Annotated in this window: 8 protein-coding genes; 6 read left to right on the top strand and 2 right to left on the bottom strand. The window is 44.3% G+C overall.

Features of this window, described 5'->3' with window-relative positions:
* The first annotated feature begins 4 nt into the window (after window positions 1–4).
* From CI959_RS04325 to CI959_RS04300, 6 genes are all read left to right on the top strand, one after another.
* On the top strand, window positions 5–1579 hold the full coding sequence (locus CI959_RS04325; RefSeq protein ID WP_057316696.1) for a RagB/SusD family nutrient uptake outer membrane protein: 1575 nt from the start codon (window positions 5–7) through the stop codon (window positions 1577–1579).
* A gap of 1308 nt (window positions 1580–2887) precedes the next feature.
* On the top strand, window positions 2888–4660 hold the full coding sequence (locus tag CI959_RS04320) for an ATP-binding protein (protein WP_057316698.1): 1773 nt from the start codon (window positions 2888–2890) through the stop codon (window positions 4658–4660).
* 32 nt (window positions 4661–4692) lie between these two features.
* Window positions 4693–5727 carry an iron ABC transporter permease gene (locus CI959_RS04315; protein ID WP_048928125.1) on the top strand — a complete coding sequence of 345 codons (1035 nt, stop codon included), beginning with the start codon at window positions 4693–4695 and terminating at the stop codon, window positions 5725–5727.
* 5 nt (window positions 5728–5732) lie between these two features.
* Window positions 5733–6743 carry an ABC transporter ATP-binding protein gene (locus CI959_RS04310; RefSeq protein ID WP_095231412.1) on the top strand — a complete coding sequence of 337 codons (1011 nt, stop codon included), beginning with the start codon at window positions 5733–5735 and terminating at the stop codon, window positions 6741–6743.
* Between the two features lie 7 nt (window positions 6744–6750).
* Window positions 6751–8097 carry an MATE family efflux transporter gene (locus CI959_RS04305; RefSeq protein ID WP_008779310.1) on the top strand — a complete coding sequence of 449 codons (1347 nt, stop codon included), beginning with the start codon at window positions 6751–6753 and terminating at the stop codon, window positions 8095–8097.
* 84 nt (window positions 8098–8181) lie between these two features.
* Window positions 8182–8775, top strand: a complete 594-nt coding sequence (locus CI959_RS04300) for a DUF4251 domain-containing protein (protein WP_005859017.1) — start codon at window positions 8182–8184, stop codon at window positions 8773–8775.
* Window positions 8776–8853: 78 nt separating this feature from the next.
* Here the strand turns inward: CI959_RS04300 and CI959_RS04295 are convergent, their stop codons facing one another.
* Both CI959_RS04295 and CI959_RS04290 read right to left on the bottom strand, forming a co-directional pair.
* Window positions 8854–10602: a RagB/SusD family nutrient uptake outer membrane protein gene (locus CI959_RS04295; RefSeq protein WP_005859014.1), complete on the bottom strand. Its 1749-nt coding sequence runs from the start codon at window positions 10600–10602 to the stop codon at window positions 8854–8856.
* A 27-nt stretch (window positions 10603–10629) separates the two neighbouring features.
* Complete coding sequence (locus CI959_RS04290) at window positions 10630–13956, bottom strand: TonB-dependent receptor (protein ID WP_057316702.1); 3327 nt, start codon at window positions 13954–13956, stop codon at window positions 10630–10632.
* Between the last annotated feature and the right edge of the window lie 336 nt (window positions 13957–14292).

Below are 14292 nucleotides of genomic sequence, written 5' to 3'. Positions count from 1 at the left end.
CGTTATGAAAAAAAGAAATATAATATCGTTCTTGACTGGCACGGCTCTCCTTTTTTCTATGCCAGCGTGTACGAACTTGGATGAAACGGTATACGATAATGTCCCTGCGGATTCATTCGGTTATACTGATTCGGAGATCAGTGTGTTGGTAGGGACCGTGTATAAGACATTGAAGAATTATCCTGCGGATGGAAATTTTATTGCGCTGGATATGATGTCGGGATCTGATGCTGTTACTCCTACCCGTAAGGGTGGCGACTGGTATGATGGTGGTCAGTACCGTGAGATCTACATGCACACATGGACTTCGCAGACTTCTGTGATCAAGGGAGCATGGTCTACGGCTTCTGAGGCTATCGGTACTTGTAATGCCAACTTGAAGGTAGTGGAATCTTCTGATTTCTTATCGGACGAACAGATGTCTTTATATACATCTGAAATCCGAGGTATCCGTGCTTTTTGGATTTACAAGATGATGGACGATTGGGGCAATATTCCATTGGTTACCGATTATGCGGATAAGGAACTTCCGGCTTGCCAACCTCGCCAGACCGTGTTTGATTGGTTGATTAAAGAAGTGACAGAGATTGCGGAAACTTGTCCGGGTCGTGAAAATGGTTATGCTAAGTTTACGAAAGGTGCAGCTTATACGTTGTTGGCTAAATTATATTTGAATGCGGAAGCTTGGGGTGTAAGTTGTAACAATGCTTACCAGATGGCCGCAGAGTGTTGCGACAAGGTGATGGCGATGGGTTATATATTAGAGCCGGACTTTAAGGCAAACTTCTCCTTGACGAACGAGAGTTCTCGTGAGGCGATCTTGGCCGCTCCGTTCTCAGAGACGGATACGGATAAGGATAATCGTTGGCAATTGATGAACCGTACGTTGCACTACAAAGATCAGTTGGCTCTTTCTAACGGTGTTTCTGCTTGGAATGGTGTTTGTGCGCAGCCGGAATATGTTAAATTGTTCTCTGATGACGATCCTCGTAAGGAAGCTACATTCTTGATCGGCCAGATGTATAATGCCTCGACCGGTGAGCCTATTGAGACAGACCATGGTTTCTTGTTGAACCATACGATCGATGTTACTATGTTGGCTGGTACGGAATATGATGGAACAACTTGGGGAGCGGTAAATCAGCACGATGGCGCACGTTGCCAGAAATGGCCGTACTCAACGACTTTGACAGACGCTATGGGTAATGACTTCCATGTGTTCCGTTATGCGGATGTTCTTTTAATGAAAGCAGAGGCATTGCTTCGTAGTGGTGGTAGTGCGTCTGAGGCCACAAGCTTGGTTAATCAAGTCCGTGAACGTGCGTTTGGTGATTCCAATCATAATTACGCTACTGTTACGCTGGATGATATCCTTCTTGAGCGTCGCCTCGAATTGTCTTGGGAGATGCACAACCGCCAGGATGATATCCGTTTCGGGGTCTATGACAAAGGTATGTGGGCTGCTTCAAATTGTGTGAGAAAGACAGATGCTTATTTGAAATTGTTCCCTATATCTCAAGATGCTTATCAATCTAACGATAAATTGACTCAGAATCCGGGTTATCCTGCATTCAAATAAAGACTTTCAGAGCTAGATGAGGTACGGTAGTACTTTGTCTAGCTCACTAAAGTAAGGAAGAATCGTTTATTTCGAGCCAATGTATGTCTTGTCATCAAATTTGAAAGAAAATATTAGCAATCCATTGCCTTATAGTGATTTCTTGAAAAACGCCCTTTTGATCCTTTTTTGATGTTTCCTTGACACACCTTATTTCCGTGCAGAAACATATCTCCTCTTTATTCTTATCCCCATCTCAAAATCATGCCCATAGTATAACCGTGACAATCTAACTGGTATAATATAACTCGATTTTAGACATAGTAAAAGCAAGTTAGCTTCATCGGCAAAGTAAGTTAACTTACTTTTGGGGCTTTAGCCACAGTGTGTCTTTTCTTGAAATAGCTGGTTCTTCTTTAATTTAGTAGAAGAGCTAGTTGAGTAGTAAAATATGTTTGTGAAACATGGCTGGTATACAGTTGATTAAGTCACTCGTAAAAGGCTTTCCTAGTGATTAGTTATTCACTTCCCAAGCCGTAAGCTAACGACTAGGTATAGTCGTTAGTTATTCACTCGACAAGCCGTTAGTTATTCACTTCAACAGCCAAAAATAGTGTGCTTTTCAACGACCTAAGCATCTCCTTTTGGGAGAATCTAACTGTAAGCAAAATATTGAAATGAATGACTATTCGCCTCGAATATTCATTTTTTTGTGACAAACATTTTCTCCGACAAGGCCAAACAGACAAGAATACGGAGGTGAAAATAGCCATTTTGCCCCATTTTCGCATGCGAAAAGTCTCATTTTCCAATGCCAGTACTGGTGTCAGCCAACGCGACTAGTCGCGTTAACCAACACATACTGTCACGCAAGGCGATACATACGGTCATATTGAACGATATATACGGTGGAAAATGGGCTTACGACCGGGCAAAAGCAGAGTTTTGACCCTCCAAATGTGAGCTAGGATGAATTAATTCCGTCTGAGTGAAAGGTCATATTTCAGCAAGTCTCTATAGAACAATCGCTTGCTGTTTTTTTCTTCGATATTTAGAAGCGAGATGTAGATAGGTTCGAAATAAGCGATTCTCCGGCACTTCAGTTGTCAAAGTGTAAAAAAGATAAATGAACTTCTGGAGTTTGAGAGCATCAGAATAAGAAATATGTGACCAGAGTCATGGCCATGAAAAGGCTTCCATTCGCGGCAATGCAATCACCATCCGCTGCAATGTGCGAGACTACATACTTTTTATTTCAAACTATAAATTTAAACAGGCTCTAATTTCATAAAATGGCTTAACTTTGCCAAACAACAAAATATTTTCAGTATGACTCAAGTGAAAGGAATCCCTTACGGAATATCAGATTTCAATCGAATAAGGAATGGTAATTTCTATTTCGTGGATAAAACGATGTACCTTCCGCTTATCGAGAAGATGCCTAGCTATCTTTTCTTGATCCGTCCGAGACGGTTTGGCAAGAGCGTATTCCTAAGCATGATGCGTACGTATTATGATATATTGCGTCAGGATGATTTTGATGCATATTTTGGAGATCTCTGGATTGGTACGCATCCAACCGGTGAAAGGAATAAGTATCAGGTACTTTATTTCGATTTCTCTAAAGCGGGCTGTTCGATGCCGGGAGCGGACCTGATGACAAGTTTCAATGATTATTGCGGCTTAATCATTAATCAGTTCGCGCATGTGTACGCAACTTATTATGACGCTGATTTTAAGGAGACCGTCGAGCATATAGAAAGCGCGAAGTCTAAGCTGGCTTACATAGAGGTAAAAGCGAAGGAAAAGGGATATCCCCTGTATCTCATTATAGATGAGTACGACAACTTTACCAATGTGATATTGAGTGAGCATGGGCAGCGAATGTTTCATGACTTGACTCATGCCAGTGGTTTCTACCGGGAGTACTTCAAGCAATTCAAGGGAATGTTTGACCGTATATTCATGATGGGGGTAAGCCCTGTGACGCTGGATGGTTTGTCGAGTGGATATAATATAGACTGGAATATCTCGGTAGATGAGATATTTAATGCCATGATGGGATTCGAGGAGGCGGAAGTTCGTGAGATGTTCCGTTATTATCAGCAAAACGACATGCTCAAAGGGGATGTTGAGGCTATGATTACGGAAATGAAGCCTTGGTATGATAATTACTGTTTTGCTAGGATGTCATTGAATGACGATCGGGTATTTAACTGTGATATGACCCTGTATTATTTGAATTATCAAGTACAACGAGGGAGTTCCCCTGAAGAGATGGTCGATAAGAATATCCGAACGGACTATAGTAAGCTGAAGATGCTGGCACGTATTGATCGCGACTCCGTACAAGAGGGAGATCGTATGAGTACCATCGAAAAGATTGCTGCGGAGGGAGATCGTATGAGTACCATCGAAAAGATTGCTGCGGAGGGAGATATCTTCGTGGATTTGCATACTTCTTTCCCCGCTGAGCGAATAACGGATATAGATAATTTCCGTAGTCTACTTTATTATTATGGTTTGCTTACGATGTGTGGTACACGGGGAGATTTGATTAAAATGAGTATACCGAATAATTGTGTACGAGAGCAATATTTCGGTTTTCTTCGTGACTATTACCAAAAATATAGTTCTATTGATTTGCATTATTTGAATGTGATGTTGACCGACATGGCTTACGATGGCCGTTGGAAGCCTTTCTTTGAGAGCGTAGCTCAGGCGTATCGTGAAAATTCAGCCGTGCGTGATGCGATGGAAGGCGAGCGGAACCTGCAAGGTTTTCTGAAAGCCTATCTTGCTCTTGCCTCCTATTATTTGGTGGAGCCGGAACTGGAAATGAATTATGGGTATTGTGACTTTTTCCTTTTACCCGATAAGAAGCGCTATCCGGACGTGAAGCATAGCTATATCTTGGAATTGAAATATGCGACTCGTACGGCAACTGATGCCGAACTGGAGGTTCAAGCGTTGGAAGGACGAAAGCAATTACTGCGATATAGCGAAGATAAGATAGTACGTTGTTTGTCGGAAGGAACAACTCTACATCGTTTGTTGTTGCAATTCCGTGGGTGGGACTTAGTACGTTGCGAGGAAGTATAACATAACTCCGCTTTTTTGTATACCTTTGCGCCATGAACAAACAAGCGCTGCTTTTTTATCCGTTGTTGGGGGTGGTTCTTTTGGTGCTCTTTGTGGGAGGGCTGGCGTATGGGGCCGTGCCGATTCCGTTGGATCACGTGATGGATATTTTGCTGGGGAAGGGATCTGATAAGATCGCATGGCAGAATATCGTGTTGCAATCTCGTTTACCACAGGCGATAACCGCGTTGTTGGCGGGGGCTTCACTGGCTACGAGTGGGCTGTTGTTGCAAACCTTATTCCGGAATCCGTTGGCCGGACCCTCTATATTAGGTATCAGTGATGGGGCTAATCTGGGAGTGGCCGCTATCATGTTGTATTTTGGAGGTACGCTGGGGCAGTTTACGGATTGGCCGGTCAGCGGATATATGGCGGTGATTCTTGCTGCGTTCGTAGGGGCTTGCGTGATCTTGGGATTGATTATCTATTTCTCCGCGAAGGTGAAGAACAATGTCATGCTCTTGATTATCGGTATAATGATCGGCTATCTGGCCTCGTCGGTTATCTCTATACTGAACTATTATTCCTCGACAGATAGGGTACATGCTTTCGTGATGTGGGGACTGGGCAATTTCTCGGGGGTATCCTTGGAACAATTGCCTTTCTTCGGGACTTGCGCATTGATCGGGTTGCTGTTGGCTGTCTTGCTGATAAAGCCTCTGAATGCCTTGTTGCTGGGAGAGATGTATGCCGCTAATCTGGGTATACGGATCAAGCGGGCACGAATAGCCATCCTTTTATGTACGGGGATATTGACCGCTACGACTACCGCTTTCTGCGGACCGATCTCTTTTATCGGATTAGCGGTTCCGCATATCTCACGGCTGATGCTTGGTTCTTCCAATCATAAGATATTGGTGCCGATAACGATGTTGACGGGCTCCTGTATCGCCTTGCTTTGTAATTTATTGATGGTCGTACCGGGAAGCAACACGATTTTACCCTTGAATGCGGTGACACCTATGCTGGGTGCGCCGGTTATTATCTATGTAATCGTAAACCGGAAGAATATTCAATATTTTAATTAGTGGTTATGGAAAGGATTCCAGTTATAAGGACAAGAAATCTGAGTATTGGATATGTTTTGAAAGGTGGACACCTAAAGTTGGTGCATGATGCCCTCGACTTGAATTTATATCCGGGCGAGGTGACTTGCCTTCTTGGGTTGAATGGTGCGGGAAAGTCTACCTTATTGCGTACGCTGTGCGGTTTCCAGCCCTCTCTGGGGGGCGAGATCGAATTGAAAGGAAAGCCGTTGGCCTCTTACTCGCAAGGTGATTTTTCCCGGATGGTAGGTGTTGTTCTCACGGAGAAAACGAATGCTGGCGGAATAACCGTTTATGAGTTGGTTTCTTTAGGAAGACATCCTTACACGGGATTCTTCGGCCAGTTGAGGCAGGACGACCGGAGGATTATCGAAGAGTCGTTGGCTGCTGCCGGGATTGCCCATAAAGCACGCAATTATGTGTCGGAATTAAGCGATGGCGAACGGCAGAAGGCCATGATCGCTAAAGCTTTGGCTCAGCAATGCCCGATAATCTTGCTGGATGAGCCGACCGCCTTTCTGGATGTGACAAGCCGGATTGAGACCATGGTTCTCTTGCATAAGTTGGCAGTGGAACAACAAAAGGCGATTCTCTTATCAACGCATGATCTGGATTTAGCGATCCAGCTGGGGGATTGCCTGTGGCTGCAAGAGAAAAAACGTCCGATGGCTTGTGGAACGCCGGAGGACTTGATTATGGGAGGAGCTTTCGAGACTTTCTTTAGCAAGGAAGGAATCGTGTTTGATCGGAATACCGGGAAATTGAATACGGCAGCTCCAACAAAGCTTATTGGGGTTGAGGGGGATTTTATGACTTCTTATTGGGTTGGGAATGCCTTGATCCGGAATGGCTTTAAGCCCTTGTCGGTTAGCGAGGATTATATAAGTGTTTATTGTAATGCTCCGGATAGCCTGCGTATTCAGTTCCCTGCGGAAGAGGGCACGAGAATTGTAGGAAGTGTGGCGGAGATGATCTCAATCATAATTCATAAATCATAAGTTATATATGTCAAATGAGATTACATGGCGGCTGGAAAATGAGAATATAGGCCGTTTGTTGGTACATTATGCGATTCCCGCCGTTATCGGGACCATGGTTAATGCTCTTTATAATATCGTAGATCGTATATTTATCGGACAAGGAGTGGGTGCGCTAGCTATCTCCGGATTGACTTTGACTTTCCCGATACTACTCTTTATGCAGGCATTTGGAATGTTGATCGGTGCGGGAGCCGCTACAAGGGTCTCCATTCATCTAGGCCGTAAGGCGAATGATCTGGCAGATAACGTATTAGGAAACGCTTTCACTTTGACATTCATTATCGGAGCCTTGACGATTATCCCCAGTATGATTTTCTTGGATGATTTGTTAATGTGGTTCGGAGGAAGTGAGCAGACGATACCTTATGCGAAAGACTATTTATATATCGCTATCCCGGGTAATTTGCTGGCTACATTAAGCTTTAGCTTTAATGCCGTGATGCGTGCTTCCGGATATCCGAAAAAGGCGATGTTCACGATGATGATCGGTGCCGTATTGAACGTGATCCTAGATCCGATCTTTATCTTTTGGCTGGATATGGGGATACAGGGTGCCGCTATCGCTACGGTGATCTCCATGGCTGCCGGTGCCGCTTTCGTGATGAGTCATTTTATCAGCAAGGATAGTATCGTACGTTTCCATACGAAATATTTCCGGCTGAAAGGTCCCATTATTTGGAATATATTTACGATCGGTATGTCTCCATTCTCCATGCAGCTGGCGGGTAGTGTAGTCGTAGTGATTATGAACCATGCGTTGAAAGAGAACGGAGGTGATTTGGCGATAGGTGCCAGCGGTATTATCTCCAGTATCGCCATGCTGCTGGTTATGTTGATTATCGGTATCGCCCAAGGGATGCAACCGATTGTCGGGTTTAATCATGGCGCTGGGCATCATGACCGGGTATTGGCTACCTTGCGGTTGTCTATTATAGTATCGACCTTGATTACAGGGGTAGGATGTATCGTCAGTTTATTATTCCCTAGACTGATCGTTAGCGTATTCTCGACGGATGCCGAATTAGTGTCGATTACGGATAATGGATTACGTCTGACGATGCTGGTCTTTTTCGTTGTCGGTTCCCAGATTACGATCAGCCAGTTTTTTCAAAGTATCGGTGTCGCATGGAAAGCGATGTTTCTGAGTCTAAGTCGGCAGGTTTTATTCCTGATACCGGCTATCCTGCTATTTCCTCCGATCTGGGGATTGGATGGCGTTTGGCTAGCGCAACCTTTCTCCGATTTCATTGCGGCGGTAACCGCATGGGGCTTTTTATGGTATCATGTTAAAAACGTGAAAAATAAGGGTTAAAGATGAACTTATGTCGATGTTAATTGTATTTTTATTGTATGTATAAAAGTACTTTTATAGACAAACCTTTAAAAATGAGTTAATATGAAGAAGATTGTATTATTGCTCGCCGTTTTATTATTTGGTGCAGGGTCGATGATGGCACAGCAGGACAAGTCAGCGGAGAAAGCTGCGAAGCAGGCTGAGAAAGAAGCAAAGAAAGCAGAGAAGGCAGCGAAGAAAGCTGCGGAGGAAGCCGAGGCTAACGCATTGTTTGAACAAGCGGTGCAAGCTTTGAAGAATAAGGATTTCGTATTGGAAGCGGATCGTATAGAGTTTAAGCGCGGTAGTTTTGTTTATGTTACTCCGAACACGAACTTCGTTTCGGTGAAGGGTGAGAAGGCTACCATTCAGTTAGCGTTTAATACTCCGGCGGCCGGTCCTAACGGAATAGGAGGTATAACGGTTGATGGAACAACTTCCGGTGTACAGATGAAGACTGACAAAAAAGGAAACGTTATGTACGAGATGAATGTGCAGGGTGTAGCGGTATCCGCTAGGGTTACGTTCCGTATGGCGAAAGGTACGAATAAATGTACTGCCACGGTATCACCTAACTTTAATAGCAACCGTATATCCTTTACGGGAAATCTCTATCCTTCGAGCGAGTCGAATGTGTTCAAGGGACGTTCTATTTAATGTAGATACAAAGAATCGTGAAGGCGGACTTTCTTTCGGGAAGCCCGCCTTTCTGTTTATAAGAAGGATGAGATTGGACTATTTCCAAGCATCATTTTGTACCAGATAAGCTTGGCCGTTCTCATCGTTTCCTGCGGTCTGGATCTCTGTCTCGGGAATCGGGAACATCGTCTTAGAAGCGGTTGGAGCGGATACACCATAGAATTTAGTTAGGTATTGCTTCTCATAATTTATATATGCCGTCAATTCCTTGTTCATATAATCACCTCCCCAACGAACCAGATCGAAAAATCGTTGTCCTTCCATCGCAAGTTCCAGCTTACGTTCCATATGAATCGCCTTGATACAAGTTTCCTTGTTGCTGAATGCGGCGTGACTGGATGGATAAGGTTTCACCAAATAATTGGCGGCAGGCGTTCCGTCTTCCAAATAAATGATATTGTCCGGTTTGGCTGCACGTTCACGGATATCGTTTACTTGCTGCATGGCGGCACTTAATTCTCCGTCGTTCGCTAGGCATTCCGCATATAACAATTTACAATCACGTAGGCATAGATATTGTAAATTCATGGCAGAACCGGGAGCCCAGCCGGATGAATAGGTGGAGCCAGCTAATCCGGCATCCTGTTCCGCTTTGCTATAGACATGCTTTTTGGGTAGGAATACCCCACCGCTGCTTACATTTCGTACCCAATCATTAGCGGGCAATCCCCAATCTTTATAAGGAATCTCCATACGTCCTACGGCGAAATCTAGACGAGGGTCTACGGCGATCGTCTTATCATTCTTAGAGATGTAATCATAATCGGTAACACGTTCTGTCACGGATTTTTTATTTCTGTACTCTCCCTCAAGATAAGGAAGCCCATTTTCGTCTACTTGGAATGAGTTTACCAATTCGTAAGAGGGTTGATAAAATCCGCAACATCCACCGGGGCCTGTGTTATGAGGATAATTCAGTAAAAATCCGTAATTCCCGTTATTATTGGCTCCGACAGAGAATTGTACCTCAAAGATAGACTCTTTCCCATTTTCGGTAGTTGCGTTAAAATTTGCGTCCAGATCATCTTGTAAGGCCAATCTCTCTCCTTTAGGACTTAATCCGTTTGCGATAATATCGGCCAAGATGGGTTTGGCGGCTGCCATATCACCTTGCTGCATCAGTATTTTAGCCTTTAACGCTTTTGCCGCTGTTTTCGTAGGACGTGCCACTTCGGTCTGTTTTTCGGGCAATCCTTCAATGGCCGCTTCTACGTCTGCTAAAATATTAGGATAGATATCCGTACCGTTATGAACTTTCGGATCGTTTTCTTCAGCGGCGATCGTCTCATCGATATAGGGCATGCCGGTCGGTCCGAAAATCTTTACCCCTTCGAACATGAATAGGGCACGTAAGAATTTCAGCTCCGCGGTCCGGTTGGCCTTGGTCGTCTCGTCCATATCTGCCGCTTCTTTCATCACATTGAGCGCTAAGTTGCAACGTTGTGCTCCATAATATGCGTCTTTCCACTTATTCAGTAAATAATCGTTTGTGGCGGTGACAGCATACGTCTCTACGGAGTTCAATACGGATTGGTCATTGGATTCGGAGCCTTTATTGGCGTCACCTCCGTATACACCGCCGAATACCCAGTTGAACATATTGTCATATCCGGTCGGCCGGGTCAAACCGGCATAAGCGTTGACCACCAATAACTCAACCCCTTCTGCGTTTGTTAATGCTTCTTGGTCAATACTGCCTTGAGGAGCTTTATACAGGAAATCTTCACCGCAAGAACTCAAGGTAAATAAAGCAGCTGCGCTTACTATTAATATTTTATGTCTCATACTAGTCGTTTTTATTATAAAATGGATTTAGAAAGTAAAATTCACGCCCAATAAGAACCGCATGGTTGTTGGCCAGCCTCCCATATCGACTCCTCTTTTTAAGTCTACACGTCCGGCTCCATCGTTGTCAGAATCGCTTTGCCGTAAATAAGCGTTGGTAAACTCTGGGTCTAAGCCTGTATATCCGGTGATCGTAAGGATATTCTCGGCTTGTAAGTACAGGCGGAGATTCTGGATACCGGCCTTCTTGAGTAATTCCTTTGGCAAGGAATATCCCAATACGAGATTTTTCAGGCGTAAGAAGGAGGCGTCTTCTACGTAATAAGAGCTAGAATAAGCTCCGGAATAGTTATCTTCCGTATTCAGCATAGGAAGGATAGCATTACTGTTATCGCCATTCAATGTCCATGATTGATCTCTGAGGCGTGAGGATTTATTACCGTTGAAAGTCCAGAAATCGGTAAAATATTTTGTGTTATTATATAAGTCATTGCCGATAGAGAAGTTCCAGAACATAGTAAAGTCCCAGTTTTTCCATGTTAACGTGGCGTTGAGGCCTCCGGTTAAGTCCGGATGAGGAGAGCCGATAAAGGTCCGGTCGCTATCATCCAATTTGCCGTCTCCGTTCAAGTCCTCGAAACGGAAGCGGCCGACATAAGCGGCAGCGTCTGCCTCTGTGATATCACTTTGTCCAAATGGCTTGGTTGCCATAACATCGGCTACGGACTCATAAAAACCATTTTGCTTCAACCCCCAGAATTCAGACACGGCATGTCCTTTTGTCGTACGGGTTACGTATCCTTCGATGCGCGTACCGCTAGCCCATAGAGAATAATCGTCAGCTTCCGCGAGTTTCAAGACCTCATTTTTATAATGGGATAAATTCAAGGATAGATCCCATGCCCAGTCTCCTTTTCGGTCACGGTAATTAAACATGAAGTCGAAACCGGTGTTCTTTATATCTCCGAAGTTGATATAAGGGCTTCCGGATTCTCCGGCCATCGAGGTGTAGGCCGCTTGTATCAACATATTGGATGTCTTCTTCGTATACCATTCGAATGAACCGCTCAATTTACCATTCAGGAAGGTCGCGTCCAGACCCAAGTTGACCATCTTGGTCATTTCCCATTTCGTATCAGTGTTACCGTAGGTACTGAGGCGGAATCCGGTTGTCTCGCTATTGTTCGCTCCGGTCATGTCGTAATTCGTATAGGAGGTGCTGGTCGTGAACAAATTGGCGAAATTAGTCGCGACAGGAATCTCTGAGTTACCCGTGACGCCGTAACCGGCTCGTATCTTTAAGTCGTCCAGCCAATCTCGGCTTGGTTCCATAAATGCCTCCTCTGACATACGCCAACCGGCGGAGATAGAAGGAAAGACTCCGTAACGATTACTTTCCGAGAAACGGGAAACACCGTCCCGGCGGATAATACCGGTTAATAGATACTTATCCTTATATCCATAGTCTGCACGGGCAAACATACCAAATAGCGCGAATTCTCCATTGTAAGTGGAAGAGTTGGTACGTTGGCTATTGTTCTCGCCCATATCCAAGGTGTATGTATTGGTATTGTCTTCGAATAAATAGTTATATCTACGTGCGTTGAGGGATCTGCCTAAACCATCCCGAATAGCCTCTGTTCCTAATAAGACATTTAGGGAATGAATCTCATTGAATGTTCGATTGAAAGATAGCGTGTTGGTCCAAACCCAACGGTAGTTGAAGTAATTACTTTCGTAGAAATTATTTTGACCGCCTGACTCGGAAAACTCCGGGTTATTTTTAGTCATTGAATAGGAATAATCATTGCGATAATCAATACCGAAGTTTGTTCTAAAAGTCAGTCCTGTCCATAGGTCTGCTTCTCCATATACATTACCGAACACACGTTGAGTAGTGGCATAATTATCCTTATTCCTTTCACGAATAGCGACTGGATTCTGGAAATTTCCAGTTCCGGCGAATAAGGAACCAGCATAATTGCCCGCATAATCATAAACCGGTACATAAGGAGAGGCCCGATAAGTCCAAGAGTAAATATTAGATTCTGTCCCCGAGAAACTAAGCCCGTTATTTTTGCTAAAGCTATAAGTAAGGTTCTCGCCGAATCGTAACCATGGACGGACGTTATAAGATGAATTTGCACGTGCTTGGTAGCGTGTGAAATAAGATTCGATCGCGGTACCTTGTTGGTCGAAATAGTTCATGCTCATGGTGTACTGTCCTTTATCGGTACCTCCAGATAAAGAAAGTTGATGATTCTGCATCCAACCGAGTTGGCTAATCTCATCCCACCAATTCGTATCACCTACAGGCGCATAAACCACGTTGTTCGCCTGATTGTAATCGCTGGGGTCAATGGAAGTGCTGCCACCGGCTCCGGTTACGGTCATGTAATTGGGGAGATGATTCACCCAAGAGTCGGAAGTACTTCCGAATTGCTGATGGTAAGGTAATTCGCCATTTGCGCTGGCTCCTGTCAGATCTAGATTGTTTTTGGAAGCTTGCCATTCTACGTTTATACGGTCGTAAGCGTTTAAAACATCGTAGCGTTTACCGGTTTTGGAGAAACCGTAATATCCGTCGTAGGTTAATTTCGGTTGCCCGGTTTTTGTCCCTTTCTTGGTCGTGATTAAAATGACGCCATTCGCTGCTTGCGCTCCGTAGATCGCAGCGGAAGAGGCGTCTTTCAATACTTGCATACTCTCGATGTCATTGGGATTGATAGAGCTTAAATCTTGATCACGTGTTGATACGCCATCAATAACGTATAGAGGACCATTATCATTGATGGAATTGATACCACGGATACGTACCATAGTGGCTGAACCGGGTGCTCCAGATGTTCCGATATTTACGCCGGTTGCTTTACCTTGTAACTGTTGTGTAGCGGAAGAGCCGGAAGACGCTAATAATTCCTCGGTATCGATAACCGCGACCGAACCCGTAATATCCTTTTTCTGCTGGGTACCGTAACCTACGACAACCACCTCGTCCAGATTTTGGGTATCCTCTTTTAAGGTGATGTTCATGACATTGCCGCTTACGGGCATTTGTTGGGTCACGTAGCCGATGTAAGAGATAACCAGAATGGCATTGGGCTCTACGTCCAATGCGTATTTACCATCCAGATCGGTGATCGTTCCGTTCGTGGTGCCTTTTACGACCACATTCACTCCTAATAGAGGTTCTCCTTTAGCGTCGGTGATCGTTCCCGTTATTTTACGGGATTGTTGTGCTACCGAGGTTTCCGCTTTTAATGCGGAACTTTGCGGTATGACAGCACCGCCTGCCAACATAAAGCATAAAGCTAGTCCCAGCCTGCTTTTAAAGATCGCATGTCTGTGTTTCATAATAAAATAGGTTAATAAAGTATAGTAAACTAGGTTCAATATTAAGGTTTGTTTAGAGTCTGAGCAATAAAAATCAGTGAATGGGCGGATCTATTCTGTGAAATCGTGTTTTTTATCGGTGAACAACTTTTGATGGAATCCGATTGTTTTCTAATGGGAGAAAATGAGAAAGGGCACCCGAAAGTGCCCTTTTCCTTAATGTTTACCTATTCTGCCGGTCTGTATGATGAACCGGATTGTTATGGCTTTCACAAGTTCTAACGATACAAATGTAAATCAAAGGGAAAACTCTGGAAAATATAATCTGTGAACGAGCGGAATTATTCAATGAACAGG

The sequence above is a fragment of the Parabacteroides sp. AT13 genome (genome assembly GCF_002272965.1).
Taxonomy (GTDB): Bacteria; Bacteroidota; Bacteroidia; order Bacteroidales; family Tannerellaceae; genus Parabacteroides; species Parabacteroides distasonis.
Note: the sequence above shows the minus strand (reverse complement) of the source record. Positions and strands in the feature narration are given on the sequence as shown.